This is a genomic window from Pseudomaricurvus albidus (genome assembly GCF_018863235.1).
In the GTDB taxonomy this organism is placed as follows: Bacteria; Pseudomonadota; Gammaproteobacteria; order Pseudomonadales; family Cellvibrionaceae; genus Pseudomaricurvus; species Pseudomaricurvus albidus.
This window is the reverse complement of the sequence record NZ_JAHKRS010000002.1, coordinates 629,266-652,819: the sequence shown is the minus strand read 5'-3', so window position 1 is coordinate 652,819 and position 23,554 is coordinate 629,266. Positions and strand designations below refer to the sequence as shown.

Sequence of the window (23,554 nt, the reverse complement as noted above, 5' to 3'; positions counted from 1 at the left end):
CAACAGACGTGGCAATGGTTAAAGGTTATCGACCCGATTGAGGGATGCCCCATCAACAAACGCCTGCAGGTTATCAACCGCAATATCCATCAGGCGCTGTCTGGCCTCTCTGGTCGCCCAGGCAATGTGCGGTGTAATCGTACAATTGCTCAATGAAAACAATGGGTGGTCTGAAGGTGGAGGCTCTGTCGCCAGCACATCCAGGGCGGCACCGGCAATACGCTGTTCCACCAGAGCATCATAGAGTGCCGACTCGTCAATCAAGGGACCTCGGCCAGTGTTAATCAGAAACGCAGAAGACTTCATCGCAGAGAGAAACTCCGCATTAACAAAGCCGGCATTGTCTGCCGTCAGAGGGCAGTGCAGGCTAATAACATCGCTGCGTGAGGCCAACTCATCAAGAGACACTGAATCCACACCGGAGGGTAATTCGGCAGGCGTCGTCCGGGTATTGACCAGCACCTTCATACCAAAGGCCAACCCAATCCGGGCCACTTGACGCCCTATCGCGCCATACCCAATCAGCCCCAGGGTTTTACCCGCCAACTCCATCATATTGTGGTCGTAATAACAGAAGTCATCGGATCGTGACCAGCGGCGCGCCTTGACAGTCTGGTCGTAATAACCAACCGGCTGCGCCCACTGCAGCAACTGGGCAAAGACAAACTGTGCCACCGAGGCCGTTCCATAGGCGGGCGTATTGGTCACGACAATGCCCCGGCGGGCCGCTGCGTCAACGTCCACTACGTTATAACCTGTCGCCATCACCCCCAAATATTTGAGTGCCGGTAACTGCGCCATAACCTCATCACTGAACACCACCTTGTTCGTTAATATGGCCTCTGCATCCGCACAACGTTCAATCAGATCCTGCGCCGCCGTACGCTGGTAAATCTGGCAATCGCCCAGAGCCTTCAACCCCTGCCAACTGATATCTCCGGGATTTAACGTGAAACCGTCCACTACAACAATCTTCATTCTGGTGTTCTGTCCTTTCGGTTTATGGCTTAGCTCGGTTTATGGATTAGATACGATCTGCAGCACAACATTCTGCCCATCACCTGAGCAAGCTGCAACAGACACCCGTATACGAGTTTGTTTTACTATACTTTCCTGTAACAGGTATTTGATCTATCAAGCAGTCCGCATGAACCGATAAAGAGGAGGTAGCTTTCTCTGATCAGCCATCACATTCCAGAGCAGCCATAATGGCTCTTTCCTGCACGATCCCACTCATAGTCCTGCTTGTCCTGGTACCATTTCACACCCAGGCAAGGGAGGTATTATTTGTAGACGCCGCTTTTTGTCCTCTTGTCTGCAACAGGCAGCAGACAGGAAGGGATGGCTTTGTGGTGGATATTATTCGCGATGCACTTGAGCAATCCGGACATCAATTGGTGTTCCGTACCGAACCCTTTCAACGAGCTCTGACACTGGTACGCACCGGACAAGCTGACGGCTTACCCGCCATTTACCCAAACGATGCCCCTGACTTGCTGTTTGGTGAAAGCGTAATTGCCAGAGGAGAAAACGCGTTCTTTGTCAGAGCAGACAGTCCGTGGCGATACAACGGCACACAAAACTGGACCGAACTTCGTATCGCCATCATTGATGGCTACACGTTTAATCACCCGGAATTTGATCAATACGTGGCGGATGTCAGCAAGTCCCGAACCGGCCAGGTGATTCGAATTTCCGGCTCCAAGCCCTATCAGCGTATGCTGCAGATGCTAATCAGCGGTCGCATAGACGCCATACTGGACGATTCCGTATTCATTTTCTACGCTCTGTCCGATCTGCTAAAAACTCACGCAATTAACGGTCAATTGCCCATTAAAAATGCAGGGCTGCTCAGTGAAGGCCAGAATGTTGTGGCCTACAGTCCAGTGAATCCGGAATCCTCCGCCGAGCTCATCAGAATCATTGATCCCTTTATCCGAAAGGTGTATCAGTCCGGCAAGATCAACGATTACATCAAGCCCTATGGTCTGGAAATTACAGAGGATCACTTTCAACTTATTCAATAACAAAAAAAAACGGAGCCACTGGCTCCGTTTTTTAACATCAACATGACTGGTTTCAGTCAGCGTAAACCGGGAAGCGCTTGCACAGCTCAAGAACTTTGCCCTTCACATCGGCAATCACTGCTTCTGAGTTTCCGTTTTCCAGACTTTCCAGCACATCGCACATCCAGTTGGTCAGCTGTACGGTTTCTTCAGTACCGAAACCACGGGTAGTAATGGCAGGAGTACCAACACGCAGACCGGAAGTGACAAACGGAGAACGCGGATCGTTTGGTACTGAGTTTTTGTTAACGGTGATGTTGGCTGCACCCAGAGCCGCATCGGCATCTTTACCGGTGTATTCTTTACCGATCAGATCAACCAGCATCAGGTGATTCTCAGTACCACCGGAAACAATTTTAATACCGCGCTCGATAAAGGTCGCAGCCATCGCTTTGGCATTCACAACAACCTGCTTCTGGTAAGCCTTGTACTCATCGGACATGGCTTCCTTGAAGGCAACCGCTTTCGCCGCAATCACGTGCATCAGAGGACCACCCTGACCACCCGGGAAAACCGCAGAATTCAGCTTTTTCTCAATTTCTTCGTTGGCTTTGGCCAAAATGATGCCGCCACGTGGGCCACGCAAGGTTTTGTGAGTGGTCGAAGTGACTACGTCAGCAATCGGTACCGGGTTGGGGTAAACACCAGCAGCAACCAGGCCGGCAACGTGCGCCATATCAACAAACAGATAAGCACCGACTTTGTCAGCGATTTCGCGGAAACGGCCCCAATCCATAATTTGAGAGTAGGCAGAAAAACCGGCGATGATCATTTTCGGCTTGTGCTCAACGGCCAGACGCTCTACTTCGTCGTAATCTACTTCACCTGTCTCGGTGTTCAGACCGTATTGAACGGCATTGTAAGTCTTGCCCGAGAAGCTGACAGAAGCACCGTGAGTCAGGTGTCCACCGTGAGCCAGGCTCATGCCCAGAATGGTGTCACCAGGTGCGCACAACGCCTGGTAAACAGCCGCGTTCGCCTGAGAACCGGAGTGCGGCTGAACGTTGGCGTAATCAGCACCAAACAGCTCTTTTGCACGCTCAATGGCCAAACCTTCGGCCTTGTCCACGTATTCACAACCACCGTAATAACGCTTGCCGGGATAGCCTTCAGCGTATTTATTGGTCAACTTGGTCCCCTGAGCCACCATCACCATTGGGCTGGTGTAGTTTTCAGAAGCAATCAGTTCGATATGCTCTTCCTGACGGCGCTCTTCTTCCTGGATAGAGGCCCAGAGCTCTGGATCAAAGTTTTCAATAGTTTGTGATTTATCAAACATGGGATAACCCTGTAGTAGATCGTAGACAACGATAATGGACAAAGAATTGGGACAGTCATTTAAGGGCGCGAATTGTACACCATTCACCCACCAAATCGCATACCTTTGGCACGATTTTCATCAAACTTGAAAACACGACCGGCAATCTATAGCAAAAAGGCATTAAGTATCTCTTAAACCGGGCCGATACACCTGTCATCGAGCCATGTTATCGCCCACTAACCTGCCAGTTCAACAGACGGTGACAGAGTCTCTAATTACCCTTATCAAAATCCGGGAATTTCGACCTATGCAAAGCCTCAAACTCAAAATCTCTGCCCCGCTGGTGCTGCTTGCCGGCTTCATGCTGCTGGTGGGCTTTATCGACAGCCGCTCCATCAGCCGACTGGAGACAGACATTTCCACCGTATCAGAGCGCTTCATTCCTGCGCTGGATGCCGTTTTACAGGCCGATCGAGATTTGTATCAGGCGCGCCTGGCTGAATACGCCTTTGTCAACGCCACCACCGCCTCAGAGCGCACAGCCGCCCTCGCCGATTTTGATGAAAACCTGCAGCAAGCCAGGGATCGCATGATGACCTACACGGCGCTGAGTAAGGATTACCCTCAGATGAAACTGCAGCAAAGCGCTCTCGCCAGTGCATTCAGTGGCTGGCAAGCCAGTTCCAGAGAGGCCTCAGGACTGATTGAGCAAGGTGACTTTGCCAGGGCCCTGACCATGATCAACAGCACTGGCAGCGAAAAATTCGAGAATCTGAGAAGCTTTTTCGACCGTGCCGGAGACATGATCAACCAAACCATCAAACAACAGAATCAGGAAACCCGTTCGGACATCAACAAGATGGAAGCGGTGTCCAAAACGGTCATTGGCGTGTTGTTGTTGATGGCAGCAGTCGTTATTTATTTCTTCCCCAAAATGATTGTGGATCGTATTGCTGACATTCGCCGTCGCATCGAAGAAATCGCCGCTGGCGATGGCGATCTGACCCAGACCATTACCGTCAATCAAAAAGATGAACTGGGCGAACTGGCTCAGGCATTCAACGGCTTTGTCGCCAGTTTGCGGGAGATTATTACCGCCCTCAAGCAGGAGACCGATCAGATTATCGGCGCCACCAACACACTGGATACTTCTTCACGGGAAGCCAACAACACCGCAGAACAACAATCCCGACTGGCGGACATGATTGTCACTTCGGTTCACGAAATGGCCACTGCCACCAAAGAAATTGCCGAGTCCGCCCAGCATACTTCAGCTCAGGTGGATGACATCAGCCGGCTGACCAAGGACGGTGAAACCGCTGTCAATGCGTCGGTGGTACAAATGGAAACCATGAGCGAGGTGATCAACAACGCAACGGAGCTGTCCAATGTACTGAAAGTGGACTCCGAGAGCATCGCCTCAGTCATTGATGTGATTCGCAGCATTGCCGAGCAAACCAATTTACTGGCACTCAACGCAGCCATTGAAGCCGCTCGCGCCGGTGAACAGGGCCGTGGATTTGCGGTTGTCGCCGATGAGGTCCGTACTCTGGCCAACCGCACTCAACAGTCCACCGACGAAATCAATACCATGATTGAGAAGCTTCATCTGGGTGTGGGACGGGTAGTGGAAGCCATCACCGCCGGCCAGAAAAATGTGGAAGCGTCATTGGGCACAACCCAAACCACACGAGAAGCTCTGAACACCATCATTCAAACCGTTGATCAGGTCAACATGATGGCTCTGCAAACGGCTGCGGCTACCGAAGAACAGTCTCAGGTGTCCGAAGAGGTCAACCGCAACCTGAATGATCTGAAAATTGCCACCGACACCACCAGCCAACTGGTGGCCTCCACCAAGGATGTGGCAGTCACACTGTTTACCGGTGCGAAGGAACTGGCGGCTCGGGTGGGTAACTTTAAAACCTAATATCACCCTGCCCCTGTAATAAAAAAGCCGCTCTGTGAGCGGCTTTTTTATTGATCCGTAACTTTACGGTTTGGAATAGAGCTGCTGGATACTGGAAAAATCTTTTAATCCCTTATCCTCACCACCACTGTTTTTATGCAGATTAAACAAATTGCGAGCCGCGGTTCCCATCGGAATCGAAGACTTGCTGCCAACACTGGCCTCCATGGCCAGGCTCAGATCTTTCAGCATCAGGTCGACCATGAAGCCAGGCTGGTAATCGTTACTGGCTGGCACACCGTCCATCACGCCCGGCACCGGGTTGTATTTTTCCAGAGACCAGTTACAGCCAGAACTTTTCAGCATGATGTCCGACAGGACTTTGGGATCAAGACCGTTATCCATTCCCAATTGCAAAGCTTCTGCTGTACCGGTCATATGAATGGCCAACAACATGTTGTTGCAGATTTTAGCCACCTGTCCGGCGCCAACATCACCAGCGCGGAAGACATTTGCCCCCATTGCATCCAATACCGGTTTGGCACGTTCAAAGTTGGCTTCAGTACCGCCCACCATAAAGGCGAGGGTTCCGGCCGCTGCAGCAGCAACACCACCGGAAACCGGAGCATCCACAAAACTCAAGCCCCGTTTTTCCGCCTCGGCACCAACCCGACGAGAGTTTGCCGGAGCCACGGTTGAACAATCCAGAATCAAAGCCGCTTTAGGAATCACATCCAGCAGAGCGTCACCATCGATGTATACGCTCTCAACAATGGCGCCATTGGGCAGCATGGAAACCACAAAATCCACGCCCTGCACCGCCGTTTTAGCACAATCCACGGGTGTGCATCCTGCATCAGCAGCCGCCTTCAGATTGGTTTCCATCAAGTCGAAGGCGTTAACCTTAAACCCGGCTTTCACCAGATTGGCGGCCATACCGCCCCCCATATTACCCAGTCCGATAAAAGCAACTGTCTTGTTCATGTGAACTCTCCTGCCTAGCAACCACACCCACGTGTAACTGCATCAATCTGTTATTGTGTCATTGTGTTTGAGTTCGTCAGCAGCTGACCGGGCTTTACAGGTCCGCCAGGGGATGAGTCTCCCAAGGCTGAACAAAAAATGCCTCGACTTCTTCCGCCGGCACATCCGCCACGCTGGTATATTTCCATTGAGGATTGCGATCCTTATCGATCAATAAAGCGCGAACTCCCTCTTTGAAATGCCCTCGTTTTGCACAGTTAACCGACATGGTTAACTCCAGACGGAATATCTCTTCCAGCGAGAGCTCTTTACCGCGTCGCAATTGTTCCCACACCAGATAGGGGGTCACGGGACAACCGCGCGCCAACGTTTGCACAGCCTTGCTGCACCACTTGTCTTCGCCATCGTACGCGACAATCTGGTCGACGACTGTTGCCACATCCGGGGCATCACAGACACTGTTTATCCAGTCGATATGAGCTTCCACATTACCCGCAGGTTTCTGTGGTTCTACCAGCTTGCTAAAGTGATCCATGACACCACCGATTCCGGTTTCACATTTCACCTCGGTCAGCGCTGTCATCACCTCTTCTTTCAGATCCTGTGTGATGAAGTAATCCGCCAGCCCAATGTATTCCACATCGGTGCCATTGATGTGGGCGCCTGTCAGACCAAGAAACAAACCGGTATTGCCCGGTGTGCGGTTCAAAAACCAGGTGCCGCCCACATCCGGATACAAACCAATGGTAATTTCCGGCATGGCCATACGCGTGGTTTCGGTCACAACACGATGAGAAGCGCCACTCAACAACCCAACGCCGCCGCCCATGACAAAACCGGTACCCCAAACAATAAAGGGCTTGCCAAAAGTATGAATTAAATAATCGAGGCGATATTCCTCAGCAAAAAATTCGGTACAGCTGTCATTTGGCAACTCTTCACCATAGGCCGCTGACCCTGAGTGCAAGGCCACCACATCACCGCCAGCGCAGAAAGACTTTTCTCCCGCACTGTGCAAAAAGACTGCGGAAATACTGTCATCTGCCTGCCACTTTTGCAGTTGAGGCAACAACAATTCCACCATCGCATGGGACAGCGAGTTGAGAGATTTTTCAGAATTGAGCATGGCCACCCCCAGCTTTTTACCACCGGCCGCCGGGCGCTCTTCAAATAACACTACATCAGATATAACTACATCAGGCATGAGACTTTCCACTTATTGGTTTTTCCACTGGGGTTTACGTTTTTCCAGAAAGGCGCTCACGCCTTCTTTTTGATCCTGGGTATCCCACAGTTTGACAAACATTTCACGCTCTTTGGGCAGCGCGGCATTCATATCGCCACCACGGGCCTCCATAATCAGCTCTTTACACAAACGTACCGAGGTCGGTGACTGGCCTTCCACTTTCGCTGCCAGCTCCAACGCCTTATCCAGTACTGTGCCGGTAGGAACTACTTCGGACACCAGACCAATTTGCTCTGCCTTGGAAGCTTTCAGCCGTTCGCCCAACAGGATCATGCGTTTTGCCCATTGCTCACCCACCAGCCAGGACAGGTGCTGCGTTCCCAAACCACAGGGCAACAGGCCAACAGCGGCTTCAGGTAAAGCCATCTGAGCCTGTTCTTCACAAATACGGATATCACAGCACAGTGCGACTTCCAGGCCGCCCCCCATGGCGTAACCGGTGATTGCCGCAATCGACACGCCCTGATAACTGGTCAGGGCTTCAAAGGCATTACCGAATGCCGCAGCAGACTCAAAAGACTTGCCTTTATCATCATGATTAAACTGGTTCAGGTCTGCACCGGCACTGAAAAACTTTTCACTGTCACTGGTAAGAATCAAAGCGTAGTTGTCTTTGTCTTCATTGAGTTCATTCACCAGCTGTTGCAGATAACCCAGGCTCTCTGCCGTCCATGTGTGCGCAGGAGGATTGTTAAAGGTAATAATGGCTGTGTGGCCGCGTTTTTCCAGTTTTAGAAGTTCGCTCATGATTCTCTCTTCAATGCTTTGTTGTCATCGTATTCATTCACAGAAAACGCTGGGAGATTAGCGTATTGCATCCGTCGCGCCTTCTTCCAGTATGCGTCGCGCTGTCAACATCTTCATCACTTCGTTGGTTCCTTCCAGAATTTGATGAACCCGGGCATCGCGCATAAAGCGTTCAACCGGGTATTCACGGATATACCCATAGCCACCATGCAATTGAATGGCCTGGTTACAGACCTCAAAACCGACATCGGTGGCAAAACGTTTTGCCATAGCGCAATATGTGGTCTTGTCTGAGTGATTGGCGTCCAGCTTACTGGCCGCCAGACGAATCATCTGCCTTGCCGCAACCAGCTCAGTCACCATATCCGCCAACTTGAACTGCAAAGCCTGAAAGCTGGCAATAGGTTTGCCAAACTGCTTACGTTCGAGCATATAGGCCTGAGCGTGGTTGATACAGGCCTGAGCCGCACCCACGGAACAGGTCGCGATATTGATCCGGCCTCCGTCGAGACCTTTCATGGCAATTTTGAAACCTTCGCCTTCGCTACCAATGCGATGATTGGCCGGAATCCGCACATCCTCAAACGTAATGGCACGGGTAGGCTGGGAGTTCCACCCCATCTTGTCCTCATTTTTGCCGTAGTGAATGCCATCCAGATTCGCCGGCACGGCAAAGCAGGTAATGCCCCTGGGCCCTTCCTCCTGACGGCCGGTACGTGCCATCAGCACCAGGATATCTGTACTGCCGGCACCGCTGATGAACATCTTGCTGCCATTGATGACGTAATCATCACCGTCTTTTTTGGCCGTGGTTCGCAGAGAACCCGCGTCACTGCCAGCACCCGGTTCGGTCAAGCAATAAGAGGCCAGTTTTTGACCGGAAGTGAGGTCTGCGCACCATTCGGCTTTCACCTCATCGCTGGCCCAGCTCGATAGCATCCAGGAAGCCATGTTGTGAATGGAGATAAACGCCGCGGTTGATGTACAACCAGCTGCCAATTCTTCCAGGATAATGGCGGTATCCAGCCGGGAAAGCCCCATACCGCCCGCGTCTTCGGGGCAGTACATTCCGCAAAAGCCCATCTCCCCAGCCTTGGCAATCACGTCCTTGGGAAAGATTTTTTTCTCGTCCCACTCCGCCGCCATGGGGGCCATTTCACCTTGCGCAAAGGCTCGAGCCGCTTCCTGGAAAGCCTGTTGTTCCTCATTCAGATTAAAATCCATAGTGATGTCTCACAGATCTACTGGGGAGACTGGCGTCTCACCTCATTATCATTATTCACAAATATCCGAGTCTATCGCAGTACAGGCTTCTGTGCTGCCCAACGCAAAAGCAGTGTGCAGCTGCAGTCATCAACGACTGCGCAGAAGTACCTTAGCCTCTCCTGGCTAGCAAGTAGAACATGCCTGTGGCTCGCCTGTGGATTGACGATATTGGCATTATGATGGATGATCTTGCTATCAAAACAAACCATCCAGAAAGATGGTTTACTCACATTAATACTTTAAAATCAGTGAGTTACAATGAGCCTCACATCCAACTGGCCCCTCCCCCCTAAAGGAATTCGGTTTTTAACCCCTCAATTCCTGATCGATCAGCTGGCACTGAACCCGCTCACGTCCAGTCTGTATCCGGTGGCCATGGGGTACTACCCCCGCGCCGAACAACACCAGATGGTACGTGAACTACATGGCAATAACCTGCTGATTTACTGCACCGCCGGGCGTGGCACATTAATGCTGGATAACCACACCTATCGAATTCGCCCCGGCGATCTTATCCTGCTGCCAAAGGGGGTGAAACACAGCTACAGCTCCCACAGCAACTATCCCTGGTCCATTTACTGGATTCATTTTGAGGGGCATCTTAGCGAACACTTTTGCCAGCATCTGGATATTGCTGGTCCGATCCAGCCCCTGGGGATGCAACCGCGCCTGATCTCAGACTTCGAGGAACTGTTCAGCCTGCGCCACTGCGGCTACAACACCGCTTCGTTTATCCATGGCTGCCATCAACTGCAGCAAATCATGAGTCATCTGGCGCTGCTGGTGCGGCAACAGCGCTCAAAGAGCGGCAAACAGATTGATCTGGATTCTGCTCGCGCCTACATGAACGAGCACCTGCACGGGCAAATGGATCTCGATTCCCTGGCGGCGCACAGCAAGCTGTCCAAATACCACTTTTCAAAACGTTTCAAAGCCCTCACCGGACACTCACCCATACAGTTTTTTATCAATCTGAAGATGCAGCACGCCTGCTACCTGCTTGATGCCAGCACACAATCGGTCAAGCAGGTCGCTGCCGCACTGGGCTATGATGATGCCTATTATTTTTCCCGGCTGTTCAAAAAAGTCATCGGGCTATCGCCGGACCAATACCGCAAAAGCAAGCACCGATGAGTCCAGCTCACGATACCTGTCACCTAATTCCTTTTTATCGCTGTGTTTGACCGGCTTCCTCTCATCTGCGCTAGCGTCAATTCCGTCATCTGCTATACCTAACGTTGATAACTGAATCTGACATCAATAGCTGAAACAGACCTCGGAGTTGATATGGCCGTCGGGAGACAGGGATGAGAGCAGGATTTCTTTACAGCCTAAGTTTAATAGCGGTGTTACTGTCAGGTTGCGACAACCCGGAAAAAGAGGCGCCGCCTGCCACGGTCGCCCCTACCACGATTCCCGGCAGTGAGATTACCATTGCCACTGCCCGAACACTTCAGCCCGCCTTTGCCCTGCCCGCCGTGGTGGAAGCCATACAAACCGCCGAGATCCTGCCTGAGGTATCAGCCACCTTGCTGAAAAATCACTTTTCCGCCGGCGACATTGTCAATGAAGGTGATCTGCTGGTAGAACTGAATGATGAAAACTACCGCAGCACACTCAATGCTGCGAAAGCGGATCTGGCGTCTGCCAAAGCCAACGCCTTACAAGCAGAGTCCAATTGGAAGCGGGCTCAAACCCTGATCACCGACGGTTATATTTCCCAGCTCGATTTCGACAAAGCCAAGGCCAATATCTCTGTCGCACAGGCCAGTGTCGGCAAGGCACAGGCACAGCTGGAAAAAGCCCAACTGGACATCACCCACACCAAAATCTACGCCCCTTTCTCTGGCAGAATCAGCAAGCCTACCTATGCCATCGGAGATAATGTCAGCCCTAACGGCAAGCCCTTGTTTGAACTGGTACAGCTGGACCCCATTTATGTGGCTACCAGCGTCGAGCTGAGTCGTTACAACACTATCGTGTTGTTGAAAGCCAAGCTGGAACAGGAGGGGCAGGACATCCCCGATTTCGATGTCACACTGAGTCTGGCCGGCGATATCGATTATCCCGAACAGGGCCATTTTCAGAACTGGTCCCATGAATCCACCGAATCCAGTGGCATGATCACCGCCCGCGCGGAATTTCCAAACCCGGACGGCCTTCTCCTCCCGGGTCAGAACGTCACGGTCAAGGGCAAGGCGCTGCAGGCCATCACTCGCATCATGATCCCTCAGACCCATGTGCGTCAGGATCAGCAGGGGCATTTTGTCTTTATGGTTAACAGCAATCAGGTGGTTGAGCGCAAGAATATCGAAGTGGGCATTCGCGATGGCAAGGACTGGGCCATCAAACAAGGCCTGACCGAGGGCGACCGTGTCATCTCACCGGGTTTGCAAGGCATAAAGCCTGGTCTGGACGTTTTGATTAGTGAGTAATTTTCGAGCATTCGCCCCTTGATCGCTAAATCCTTACAACCCTGAACCTTTGACCTCTGGAGCCCTTCTATGGGACCACAGTTTTTCATCCGGCGTCCGCGTTTTGCGTTTGTGATCTCCATTCTGATTACCATTTTTGGTCTTCTGGCAGCCATTGTCATGCCCATCGACCAATACCCTGACATCACCGCGCCCAAGATCAAAGTAGTCGCCAATTATCCCGGAGCCAGCGCCGCTGTAGTGAAAGAGACCGTGGCCGGCCCGATTGAAGAACAGGTCAACGGCGCCGAGGGTATGGTTTACATGCAATCGAAATCGGCCAGTGACGGCAGCTATACCCTGACCGTTACGTTTGAAACCGGTGCCGATGCCTCCATGGCACAGGTAGATGTTCAGAACCGCGTGGCACTGGCTGAACCACAACTGCCCCAGGATGTCATCAAGCGTGGCATCAAGGTCCGCAAAATGTCATCCGATATTCTGATGGTGGTCAGTGTATTTTCACCGGACGATCGCTTCGACGGTGTGTTTCTCTCCAACTACGCCAGCCTCAACATTACCTCGGAACTGGGACGTATCGCCGGTGTCGGCGAAGCGTCCATCATTGGCGAGTTGAATTATGGCATGCGTGTCTGGCTCGACCCGGTCAAGCTGGCCAACAATAAAATTTCGGTCAAACAGGTAATCGCCGCCATTCAGGAACAAAACCTTCAGGCTGCGGTAGGACAATTGGGCGCAGCGCCCAACCCGCCCGAGACGCAATTCCAGTATGTTCTGAAAACCAAAGGCCGCCTGGTTTCAGAAGAGGAATTCGGCAACATTATTCTGCGCAGCGACCCGCAGGGAGCCATCCTGCGCATGAAAGATGTCGCGCGGCTGGAATTGGGCGCAGAGGTGTACAAAGGTTTCGGGGAATTCAACAACAAACCCGGCACGCTGATCGCAGTTTACAAACTGTCGGATGCCAACTCCCTGGAAGTCGCCAACGCAGTGCGGGAAAAAATGGCCGAACTGAAACAGTTTTTCCCGGAAGGCGCTGACTATATTATCGGGCACGATACCACCCTGTTTATCAAAGCTTCGATGGAGGAGACAGTACTCACACTGTTATTCACCATTGCCCTGGTGATTTTCGTAACCTACCTGTTTCTCGGCAGTATCCGCGCCACACTGGTTCCCACCATCGCGGTACCGGTTTCCATCATTGGCACACTGGCGGCCCTGCAACTGCTCGGGCTGACCATCAACACCGTCACACTGTTCGCCCTGATTCTGGCTATCGGTCTGGTGGTGGATGACGCGATCATTGTGGTGGAAAACGTTGAACGGCTGATGCACGACGAAGGCATGGAAGCCCGACCGGCCACCGAACAGGCCATGCGTGAAGTCGCGGCGCCGATCTTTGCCACCTCCACCGTGCTGCTCGCGGTGTTCGGCCCCACCATTCTGTTACCCGGCATCACCGGAGAAATGTTTGCGCAGTTTGGCATCACCCTGGTTGTCTCCGTCATCATCTCCATGATCAACGCACTGTCCCTGAGCCCGGCACTTTGCTCTTTGCTGCTGAAACCGGTTGATCATGAACACAAACCCAATCCATTAATCCGCGGATTTAATGCCCTGTTCAGCAAAATCACCCAGGGCTATGTCAAACTGGTGTCCTGGCTCGCTTCTCATCTGTTAGTCAGCTCTGCCCTGATTGTTGGGCTGTTTGCGGTATTGATTCTGCTGTTCAAACTGGTGCCTACCAGTTTTATCCCCGATGAAGACAAGGGCTTTTTTATGGTGGAGGTGCAACTGCCTCCTGCAGCCTCCCTCAACCGCACATCGGAATACATGGACAAACTCTACAGCAAACTCGAAGGCGACCCCGCCATCGAAACCATTCTGTCTGTTAACGGCTACAGCGTGTTAAATACTGCTCTGCAACCCAACGCCGGCATGATCATTGTCAAACTGAAGCCCTGGGAAGAGCGTCAGCATCCGTCAGAACATCAGTTCGCACTGCAACAGAAATACAAGGCTCTCTTGAGCCAGGTTCCCGGCGGCCGCGTCACGGTATTCAGTGCACCCGCCCTGCCCGGTATGGGTGCCGTATCCGGCTTCACCTATGTGTTGCTTGACACTCAAAGTCAGGGCGCACAGCAGATGTCTGAAACACTGAACGACATGGTGCTGAAAATAAACGGCTCACCGGCAATTAGCGGAGCGTTTTCGACATTCAGAGCAGACTACCCTCAAATAGAACTCGAAATTGACCGCGAACAAGCCAAAACGCTGGGCATTTCCATCAGCGATATTTTTCAGACACTGCAAACCCAGCTGGGTGGCTATTACGTTAACGATTTTAATCTCTTTGGTCAGACCTATCGGGTGATGGTGCAGGCCGATGCCCAATACCGGCAGACAGAAAACGATCTGGCCAATCTGTTTATTGCCAATGCCAACGGCGAAATGGTTTCGATGAGTGCTTTTGTTAAAACCGTGCCGGATCAGGGGGCAGATATTCTCTACCGCTACAACACCTATGACTCTGCAATCATTAACGGCAGCCCCAACGCCGCGGAGGGATTCAGCTCAGGCGATGCCATGAATGCTCTCGACGCCATCTCCGCACAACACCTCCCTGCCGGCTACCGTTTTGACTGGACCGGCTCCAGCTATGAAGAACGTAAATCCGGCAATATGGCGCCCATTGCCCTGGTGTTGTCGCTGCTGTTTACCTACCTGTTTCTGGCAGCGCTTTATGAATCCATGACCATCCCTGTGGCCATCATTCTTTCTGTGCCCATTGCCATGATTGGCGCTTTGATCGGTCTGTTAGTGACCAACACACCGCTCAGTCTTTATGGTCAGATCGGGCTGGTACTGCTGATTGGCATGTCGGCAAAGACCGCCATCCTGATTGTGGAATTTGCCAAATATCAAAGGGAAGTGGACAACAAAAGCCTGCAGGAGGCCACCGTTGAAGCCGCTCGCTTGCGCTTCCGTCCCGTGGCCATGACCGCCCTGTCTTTTCTGGTAGGCGTCTTCCCTCTGGTGATCGCCAGCGGTGCCGGCGCGGCAGCGCGGGTTTCCCTGGGGCTGTCAATCTTCGGCGGAACCATCGCCGGTGTCATTGGCGGCACACTGCTGGTGCCGATTTTCTTTAAACTGCTGCAAACCCTTCGGGAAAAAGTACATGGAGGGAAAACCAACGCCCCTGAGTAATACTTACATCTCTGAGCAACACTTACACTTCTGAGAAATACTTACGCCAACAGCCTGGTGCAACTGATTATCTTGAATTGAAATAAAAAGGCCCGCCGCACTCAGAACAATCCTCGAGTGTAGCGAGCCTTTGTATTTTGTCGTTTAGCTGGCAACGTGATTTTGTCGTCGAGATGTGAGCGGATCAACTTTCGAGAAAACTGAGCAATTCCGACTGAAACTCCGGGTGCCCCAGAATCGATAAATGATCGCCATCAATGACCGACAACTCCGATCGGGCAATAGCCTTCTGCAAAACGTCAGGACGCTGAGCCAGGTGATCCTTGTCGCCTGCCAGCAACAACGTCGGGCAATCAATGTTACCCAAAGCGATGGCCTGATTGTTCATGGACTGAGCCTGAGCTGCCAACGCCTTGCGATCCGCTTTTAAGGCATCAGCAAATGCACGAAAGCCAGCGGCATCCTTATCGGTTATTTTTGAAGGATCATCCTCCAGTAAAGCCTCAACCAGCAAACCATTAGACAGGGCTCTGGTATCCACGCCACCCAACTCAACCACGGCGTAGCCGACACCGCCGATTACCAGCCGACGCACACATGGATATTGGCTGGCAAAAATCAATGAGACCACAGCGCCCATGGAATACCCCACCAGATCAATTTCAGCGATCTGCAACTCATCCAATAGCACCTTTAAATCCTGGGCCATTTTACTTTCGCCATAACATTCCGGCTCGTGGGGCTTATCCGACTGGCCATGCCCCCGGGCATCCATCGCCAACACGCTGTGTCCCTGAGCCACCAGACCAGCGACAATTCCTGGCATCACCCAGTTACCATTGGCATCGGCGACGAAACCGTGACACAACACTACCGGCCGAAGTGATTGCTTGCCCTCCCACCACTGATAAAAAATTTCAACACCATCAAACGAAGCCACTCGTCCGGCTATGTCCGGTGCTCTTTTAGCCGGAGCGTTTTCTTTATTGTCATCTGCCATAGTATTTCCCTCTTTTTCTCCCTCGGCCCGATCAGGTTTTCAGTTATGCCTCTGCCATTCCATAGGCTGATTATTGAGGCGTTAACATCATAGAGTTTGGAACAAGACAACAACAGACAATGAGTGCTTCGCGAAAGCCCGTTTATATTAATTCGCCCGAGTCAGGAAACCAGATCCCACAGTTCTCTGGCACCAATGCCGCGCGCACGTTTACCCGCTTCGACGTCGTGGATCAGTTGTGTCAAAGCCTGATTGACCGGACAGGCCACTCCCAATTCTTCTCCCAAACGGGCCACCGCACCATTGAGAAAATCGATTTCAGTCTGCCGACCCTCTTTCAGGTCCTGCCACATGGAAGAGCGGGCTTTGGCGTCTACCTTGTGCCCGGCCCGACGGTAGATCCAGTTGGGAAGCCTCAATAATTTGGGGGTTCGATGGGGTGGTTGAGGCCCCAGTTGCGGCAATTCAATTGCTTTGGCCTTGGCCACAGAGAGAAGCTCTTCCATCGCCGCCGCCAACACACGGCGATAATCCCGCTGATCCAGCTCCTGTTTGAGCGTGATATCCGCCAGAGCATTAATGGGGTTATTGAGGTTCAGTTGCAGCTTGGCCCACAACAGCCCGGTGAGGTCGTCCAGCAGCCGTAACGGCAAGGCAGGCTGCTGAAACGCCGGCACCAGAGCCTCGGTTTCCGACTGTTTGGGCAGCATAATACCGCCCTGAGTACCGCGATGGAGATGACCCGGCTGGAGCTCAGCCACATTGGCAGCCATCACGCCGCGAATCACGGTGTGATTCGGAAAAGCCTGCTGTACCTGATCTTCGGCACCCAGTCCGTTTTGCAAACAGATGATGATCGTCTCAGGCCCGACCAGCGATTTGATTTCCTGCAATACTGCATCCAGCGCCGTACATTTGACCGTCAGCCACAGATAACGGGGGGCCGGTACATCAAAAAGCCCTTCGGGATTTGGCGTCACAAACTGTAAATCTGTAACGGTGGCCTCATTGTCGTGGTAGTCGGTAATTTTCAGCCCGCTCTGCAGCTTTTTTCGAGTGGCCTCACGCACCACCCAGCCCACAGATTGATCCGAGGCCATCAAGGCCGCTCCCAGAAAGCCCCCCACAAGACCTGCACCAAAAACTACATGCTCGGATTCTATACGCTCCATTCAACCACCTTATTGTTATTAAATTCAGCACTATTACAGCGAATTTACCGCCAAAAGACTGTCATGCAGATTACACTTGCCCAGGACAGGATCCATATTCTCCTGCCAATCAGGTATCGTGTTTCTACCGGCATAAGTCCTATAATAGCCGCCCTCTCGAAAAACACCGCTGACGTCTTCAAATCCGACGTCAACTTAAGGATGCTTATGTCCGACGCAACCACCATGCCCAACAGACTCAAAGGTGACGGAATACTGATCCTGGTCACGCTCATTGCCGCCGTCGGCTGGCTGTTCTCTAAAGCCGCCCTGAACTACGTGCCTTCTTTTTGGTTTATCGGGCTGCGCTCATTGATTGCCGGTGTTTTACTGGGACTCATCGTCTACCGCCCCCTGATGAAGCTGACACCTGCTCAGTGGATTACCTCCATCAAAACTGGCCTGCTGTTTGCGGTCGCGTTGCTGTTGTGGGTACAAGGCTTACTTCACAGTGAGCAAGTGGGCGAAGCCTCATTTATTACGAGTCTGGTGGTCATATTGATTCCGGTGGTGGGCCGTATCGTTTACGGCGACCGAATCTCTAAGCAGGTGCTGCTGCCGCTGGCGATGGCCGTTACGGGCCTGGCATTGCTAACTCTGGGAGATGAGGTAAAACTGGAAACGTCCCATATTTACCTGCTGGCTGCTGCCGTCGTTTTTGCTCTGCAATTTGTGATGACCTCTCGTCACGTGGCTAACATTGCCGCCATGCCACTGACAGCCATTCAATTGACCACGGTAGGGATCATTGGTTGCGGGGCCGCATTGATCGCCGCTGAATACAATCAGGAACCGTTCACACTGGACTGGGGACTGACGGCCTGGGGCTGGATTATGACCTGCGCGCTACTGACCTCATTAGTGCGTTTTTCACTGCAAATCTATGCCATGAAATTCACGTCGGCAACCAATGCCGGCATGATTCTGGTGCTGGAACCTGTATGGACGACGCTGCTGGGCGTGGTCGTTCTGAACGAAGCCATGCAGACCAATCAATGGGCCGGCTGTGGATTGATTTTTGCCGCCATTGTGGTGTTCCAGCTGATTCGGATGCGGCGCTGGTAATAGCGTCTAAAGCTCAGCCACGACCCAGCGCGGCTTCCTGCTGCTCGACAAATGCCAGACATTCCTGCGTGTGACTGGTCACCAGAAAATGACTGGCACCGGCAATCTCGCCGGTGGCTGAATTCGGCAGCTGGTCCTTCAGGCACTGGGCGATTTGCCGCACCAGTGGATTGGACTGGTCTCCACAAACGATCCTTGTCGGAACGGGCAGCTTAGACAGGCTCTCTGTGCTGTAACGCAGTGTCTGACACAAGCTCCAGTGTCTGAGATTATCCTCTGTCAGAGGAACCATGCCGTCTTTGATAAAGTCCGGCAACAAATCGAACTGCCCTTCACCCCCCCAGAAATCGAGAACCCTGCGGCAAGCATAGGGCTCCTCGTCCAGTACGGCCTGACGATATCCCGCAACGAACTTAGCGACAGCCTGTTCTGCTTCAGTCTTTCCTGCAACAGCAAAAATCCAGGTGGCGACCGGTTCATAGAGGGTCAGTGCCCGCAAGGGAATGCGACCACTCAAAGCCGCAGACAAGGCAACGACACCACCGTAAGAATGGGCAACCAGATGAATGGCGCCCAACTGCAAGTGCTCAACCACCTGCGCCAGGATATCCACTTCGGTGTTGATGGTGGGCTCACTGAAGTCATCAGCGGCAGGAGCGCCGCCGTGTCCAGGCAGCTTGACAGTAATGCAAAGGAAGCGATCCGAAAGCGCTTTAACCATGGTTTTCCAGGTGGATGTGGTTGCAAAAGAACCGTGAATAAACACAATCGGCTCACCGCTACCGCTCACCTCAAAATAATCCGTGATTGCCACCGCCAAATACCTCTTAACCGCTTTCAAGTCGGATCATTCTATAGCGCCCCTCTGCGACAGGCCAGATTCAATGGGTGTGAATTCAACAAAAAAAGCCCGCCGGTGATTCGCAGACGGGCTTTCTCAAAAGCAGTCATCAGAGGGTCACAGTCTGACCCGAAGTTCGATCAGTTCAGTTTGTCCATTACCGCGCCAAACAGTTCTTCGTCCGACGGAATCACTTTTGGTGTATCCAGCGGCTTGGACACCCAGGTCACATTCACCAGATGCTTCCAGTAGATGTTCTCGTTGGTGCTGTTGCCACCCCAGGTACCACAACCCAGAGAGAAAGTCTGGCGCATGCCATTCCACAGGTTACCTGAGTTGGAAGCCGCCTGTGGCTGGTTCACCATCACTCGGGACGTTTTGGTACCGGAAGCCAGTTTGAGAATGTTCTCGTCGCTGTTGGAGTAGATACCGCACGAGTGACCCATTCCCTGATAAGCCTGAATATTGTTGGTCAGTTCGACCGCCTCATCAATATTTTTCACTTTGTAGAACGCCATGATCACAGACAGCTTCTCACCGGAATACGGATGCTCAGGGCCATAACCGGTTTCTGGCATGATGATAAAAGTGCGATCAGAAGGAATCTCGATGCCCGCCATTTCACACAGTACCGGCGCCGCTTTAACAACCGCCTTAGTGTTCAGGTGGCCATCTTCCCACAGCACGGCCGCGATTTTCTCGTAGTCACCAGCCTGGGCAAGATAACCGCCCTGCTCGATGAGTTTGTTCAGCAACTCATCGTAGACAGACTCAACTGCGATCACGGTGTTGTCGGAAGAGCAGCTGGCAGCGAGGTCCAGAGTTTTGGAAATGCGGATTTTCTCTGCCGCTTCGTCCAGGTCGGCCGTCTCATCAACGGTAATACAAGCGTTACCGGCGCCCACACCCAATGCCGGAGTTCCGGAAGAGTATGCGGAATGAACCATCGCCGGACCACCAGTAGCCAAAATCAGATCGCACTGTTTCATCAGCTCATTGGTTCCTTCCAGAGAAGGCAACTCAATCGCCTGAACCAGATCAGCCGGCGCACCCAGTTTCTCCAGCGCAGCACGCATGTTATCCACGATCATTTTGTTGGTGATCTTGGCGCGCGGGTGTGGCGCGATGATGATGGCATTGCGACCTTTGACGGCGTTGATCGCCTTGATCACCGGAGTAGCTTCCGGGTTGGTGGACGGTGACAACGCACCAATCACACCCACGGGCTTGGCGATTTTGATGATATTGCGTTCTTTGTCTTCTTCAATAATCCCCACTGACTTGTCGTTGATGATGTCCATCAGCGCAGCGCGGGTCTTGACTGAAATCTTCAAAAACTTGCCGTTGTAGTCCCCCAACTGGCTTTCATCCACGGTGTGCTGGGCAATTTTCTCAGCCACGCCTGGACGGCAGTTAACCCATACCATGGCAGTGATCAGTTCGTCGATCTGCTCCTGGGTGTAATTCTCTATTTGAGCTTGAGCCGCACGGGCTCTGGCAACCATGGCCGCAATTTCGCGGGCTTCATCGGTATTGGCAATTGGCTTTTCAAGGGCCATGAGTATTCCTCTCAATCTGTAAGCTATCGCTCATAAAACGCCGTGAATACCCGGACAGAAGCCGGATCCAACAGCTTGTTTATGATTTTTCCTAACTTATTGGATTTATGTATGAATCTACGTGAGTTCTTTCTTATCCAGACCACGATAGGCGGTTGGCGGCCAAGCGCCAATTGATTATATTGCTCACCAAATGGACAATATTGCGGAATCAGACTGCACTGAACCAGCCCTTTGTCTATTGAGTCCAGGGTCGTCAAAATTGCACAACCCCCGGTTTAACGTCCGTAACGGTCAGATCGCCTGGCCCATCTCATCACCCACACTGAGAATTTCCTGTGCCGACACTGGCCGACTCAGGAAAAAACCCTGCACCTCGTCACACTCCAGCTGCTGAACAAACTCCAGCTGCATGGGGGTTTCGACACCCTCGGCAATCACTTTCATGTCCAGATTCCGGGCCAGTGCAACGATTGCCCGGATGGCACACTGATCCTCGTGGGCAGGCAGCGCCTCCATAAAACTGCGAGAGACTTTTAGATTATCCACCGGCAGTCGTTTCATCTGCTGCACACAAGAGTAACCGGTACCAAAGTCATCCAGAGACACACTCACCCCCAAACGACGGATCTCGTCCAGTGTTTCTGCAATCCGCAACCGCTGACAAGCCAGCGTCTCTTCTGTCAGCTCAAGCTCCAAAACACCGGCGGGAATCGCATAGGCCTGCATGATATCCCGCAGGGCTCGGAGCAAATGACCACCTTCAAACTGACCTCTGGATACATTCACCGCGACACGACCAACGGGTACGCCCTGATCCCGCCATAACAGCCACTGCCTGCAGGCCTGTCGCAACACCCAATCACCCAGCGAGCGAATCAAACCGGTACTTTCGGCAATAGACAGAAAGTCCTTTGGCAACAGCATTCCGCGCTCTGGATGCTGCCAGCGCACCAACGCCTCTACCGCATGGGTCTTGCCATCATCCGCCCCCAAAATGGGTTGATAGACCAGTTCAAACTGAGGTGCTTTCGACTGCAATTTCATCGCTTGCCGGAACTCCCGTTCCAGCTGGGCGCGAGCTTCCACTTTGGCATTCATGGCCTTGTTGTAGAAACAGTAGTGCCGTCCTTCCACAGTTTTCGCGTGATAGAGCGCTGTATCTGTATTTCTCAGCAATGTATCCGCCTCACTGCCATCCGCCGGGTAAAAGGCAATACCGGCACGAACACCAATATCAATCTGTTCGGCACCGACTGTGAAAGACTGGGTCAGTCGATGACAAATCGTCTCTGACAATCGCGCAACGGCCGTTACCGCCTGAACTCGATCCGCCAAGCCTGAGACCAACACAGCAAACTCATCACCGCCCACCCGAGCCACCGTATCTTCATCCCGAACACAATCCTGCAACCGCTGCGCGACCTGCTGCAGCAGGGAATCCCCCAGGGCATGACCAAAACGGTCGTTAACCTGCTTGAGGTGATCCAGATCCAGCAGCAGCAAGGCCACCTGCTGCCCTGCGCGCCGGGCCCGAGCAGTAGACTGCTTCAGGCGATCCCTCAGCAATGTGCGATTGGGCAAGCCGGTCAGGGAATCAAAATAGGCCAGCCGGTGAATCAGGGTATCGCTGTGTTTCTTTTCGGTAATGTCGGAAAAATAACTGATGGTGTTGACCACCTTGCGATTGTGATCCCGCAACACCGATATGGCGACCCAGGCGGGAAACACCCGTCCGTCCTTGCGACGATGCTGAATCTCCCCCTCCCAGAAATCCTTGCGCTCCAGATTGTCATGGATGGATTGGAAATAGGATTGGGTGTAGCGGTTAACATCCATCAACCGGGGTGACTCACCGATCACCTCATCCAGGCTGTATCCGGTCAAGCGCACAAACGCCTGATTGGCCTGAACGATGGCTCCTTGTGCGTTGGTGATGTAGATGGCAGTGAGATTGTTTTCAAACACCTTCATTGCCAGCGCCATGGCCTCGGAACTGTGCTTTCGCGTCCCCACATCACAGCCGATACAAATCAGCCCCTCTGGCACCCCGTCTCGCCCTACAAGCGGTACTACCTGCAGATTCAACGAAACCCGAAACCCGTCCCGGTGCGAGACCTGTAACACCTCCGATGTCGCTTCTTCGTGTTCGCCCCGATGGAGGCCTTCTGCTGATCGCTGTGAAGTATCCTCAGGAGGAACCGTGGACAAGGTGGCCAGCTGGCGCTGCAAATACCGCTGCAAGACCGAAAAACGCTGATCGTCATGACAGCTCAATTCCTGATACTCCAGCGCCTGATTATAGAGACGCTGAAACACCAGGTTGCTGTAGCCCAGCAACTGCTCCACCGAAGGACTGACGTAGTAAAGAGAACCGTCGAGATTGACCCCCAAAACGAGATCGCTGAGACGATCAGCCATCTGTTCCAGCAAGCGACTGCCCAGATTCGACTCAATGACGTTGCTGCTCTGCGGCTGCTCCTGGATCACCCGTCCTCCCCCGCCTCTGATTGTCAGGTGCTTATGACCGCTCGCGGCGGCTCGCACTCATTATGGGTTTACGGCCTGTTTTGCTCTCAAAAACCGAGACAAGCACTATAATTCTGGCTCAAGTATAGAAAGAGAACGGCCCGCCGGGGCAGGATCCCACTCATTATTGAAAACTCATCTAGATCAGCTTTCGGCATACAACAATACGATCTAACTGATCCGGGCAACGGGGCCCACTTGCGTATCTGCCATTGACTAGGACGC

General features: G+C 52.7%; 17 protein-coding genes. 6 read left to right on the top strand and 11 right to left on the bottom strand.

The features are described 5' to 3' along the window. Positions 1 to 18 precede the first annotated feature (18 nt). Positions 19 to 978, bottom strand: coding sequence for a D-2-hydroxyacid dehydrogenase (locus tag KOI40_RS06310; RefSeq protein ID WP_216096591.1), 960 nt, complete (start codon positions 976 to 978; stop codon positions 19 to 21). Between the two features lie 230 nt (positions 979 to 1,208). Here KOI40_RS06310 and KOI40_RS06305 point away from each other — a divergent pair, with 230 nt between their 5' ends. Beyond that, a complete protein-coding gene (locus tag KOI40_RS06305; protein WP_216096590.1) occupies positions 1,209 to 2,027 on the top strand; it encodes a substrate-binding periplasmic protein in 819 nt (272 codons plus the stop codon). A 52-nt stretch (positions 2,028 to 2,079) separates the two neighbouring features. On the opposite strand, the gene glyA is transcribed toward KOI40_RS06305, so the two are convergent. Beyond that, on the bottom strand, positions 2,080 to 3,345 hold the full coding sequence (gene glyA, locus KOI40_RS06300; protein WP_216096589.1) for a serine hydroxymethyltransferase: 1,266 nt from the start codon (positions 3,343 to 3,345) through the stop codon (positions 2,080 to 2,082). 289 nt (positions 3,346 to 3,634) lie between these two features. Between glyA and KOI40_RS06295 the strand changes: the two genes are divergently transcribed. Beyond that, on the top strand, positions 3,635 to 5,257 hold the full coding sequence (locus KOI40_RS06295; protein WP_216096588.1) for a methyl-accepting chemotaxis protein: 1,623 nt from the start codon (positions 3,635 to 3,637) through the stop codon (positions 5,255 to 5,257). 63 nt (positions 5,258 to 5,320) lie between these two features. Here KOI40_RS06295 and mmsB read toward each other — a convergent pair whose 3' ends face one another. The 4 genes from mmsB to KOI40_RS06275 form a co-directional block, all read right to left on the bottom strand. Next, positions 5,321 to 6,220, bottom strand: a complete 900-nt coding sequence (mmsB, locus tag KOI40_RS06290) for a 3-hydroxyisobutyrate dehydrogenase (RefSeq protein WP_216096587.1) — start codon at positions 6,218 to 6,220, stop codon at positions 5,321 to 5,323. 94 nt (positions 6,221 to 6,314) lie between these two features. Then, on the bottom strand, positions 6,315 to 7,424 hold the full coding sequence (locus KOI40_RS06285; protein WP_216096586.1) for an enoyl-CoA hydratase/isomerase family protein: 1,110 nt from the start codon (positions 7,422 to 7,424) through the stop codon (positions 6,315 to 6,317). 12 nt (positions 7,425 to 7,436) lie between these two features. Further along, positions 7,437 to 8,213, bottom strand: a complete 777-nt coding sequence (locus KOI40_RS06280; protein WP_216096585.1) for an enoyl-CoA hydratase — start codon at positions 8,211 to 8,213, stop codon at positions 7,437 to 7,439. Between the two features lie 57 nt (positions 8,214 to 8,270). Then, on the bottom strand, positions 8,271 to 9,437 hold the full coding sequence (locus tag KOI40_RS06275; RefSeq protein ID WP_216096584.1) for an acyl-CoA dehydrogenase family protein: 1,167 nt from the start codon (positions 9,435 to 9,437) through the stop codon (positions 8,271 to 8,273). A gap of 300 nt (positions 9,438 to 9,737) precedes the next feature. Between KOI40_RS06275 and KOI40_RS06270 the strand changes: the two genes are divergently transcribed. From KOI40_RS06270 to KOI40_RS06260, 3 genes are all read left to right on the top strand, one after another. Beyond that, positions 9,738 to 10,613 (top strand): AraC family transcriptional regulator, encoded by an 876-nt coding sequence (locus tag KOI40_RS06270; protein WP_216096583.1) that lies wholly within the window; start codon positions 9,738 to 9,740, stop codon positions 10,611 to 10,613. A gap of 173 nt (positions 10,614 to 10,786) precedes the next feature. Continuing rightward, positions 10,787 to 11,914, top strand: coding sequence for an efflux RND transporter periplasmic adaptor subunit (locus KOI40_RS06265; protein ID WP_216096582.1), 1,128 nt, complete (start codon positions 10,787 to 10,789; stop codon positions 11,912 to 11,914). Between the two features lie 69 nt (positions 11,915 to 11,983). Then, positions 11,984 to 15,124: an efflux RND transporter permease subunit gene (locus KOI40_RS06260; RefSeq protein WP_216096581.1), complete on the top strand. Its 3,141-nt coding sequence runs from the start codon at positions 11,984 to 11,986 to the stop codon at positions 15,122 to 15,124. A 184-nt stretch (positions 15,125 to 15,308) separates the two neighbouring features. On the opposite strand, the gene KOI40_RS06255 is transcribed toward KOI40_RS06260, so the two are convergent. Beyond that, a complete protein-coding gene (locus tag KOI40_RS06255) occupies positions 15,309 to 16,124 on the bottom strand; it encodes an alpha/beta fold hydrolase (protein WP_216096580.1) in 816 nt (271 codons plus the stop codon). Positions 16,125 to 16,285: 161 nt separating this feature from the next. After that, a complete protein-coding gene (locus KOI40_RS06250) occupies positions 16,286 to 17,296 on the bottom strand; it encodes a 2-dehydropantoate 2-reductase (protein WP_216096579.1) in 1,011 nt (336 codons plus the stop codon). Positions 17,297 to 17,503: 207 nt separating this feature from the next. Here KOI40_RS06250 and KOI40_RS06245 point away from each other — a divergent pair, with 207 nt between their 5' ends. After that, on the top strand, positions 17,504 to 18,400 hold the full coding sequence (locus KOI40_RS06245) for a DMT family transporter (RefSeq protein ID WP_216096578.1): 897 nt from the start codon (positions 17,504 to 17,506) through the stop codon (positions 18,398 to 18,400). A gap of 13 nt (positions 18,401 to 18,413) precedes the next feature. Here the strand turns inward: KOI40_RS06245 and KOI40_RS06240 are convergent, their stop codons facing one another. From KOI40_RS06240 to KOI40_RS06230, 3 genes are all read right to left on the bottom strand, one after another. Continuing rightward, complete coding sequence (locus KOI40_RS06240; RefSeq protein ID WP_216096577.1) at positions 18,414 to 19,214, bottom strand: alpha/beta fold hydrolase; 801 nt, start codon at positions 19,212 to 19,214, stop codon at positions 18,414 to 18,416. Positions 19,215 to 19,381: 167 nt separating this feature from the next. Then, complete coding sequence (locus KOI40_RS06235) at positions 19,382 to 20,800, bottom strand: aldehyde dehydrogenase family protein (RefSeq protein WP_216096576.1); 1,419 nt, start codon at positions 20,798 to 20,800, stop codon at positions 19,382 to 19,384. A gap of 294 nt (positions 20,801 to 21,094) precedes the next feature. After that, on the bottom strand, positions 21,095 to 23,290 hold the full coding sequence (locus KOI40_RS06230) for a putative bifunctional diguanylate cyclase/phosphodiesterase (RefSeq protein WP_216096575.1): 2,196 nt from the start codon (positions 23,288 to 23,290) through the stop codon (positions 21,095 to 21,097). Positions 23,291 to 23,554 lie beyond the last annotated feature (264 nt).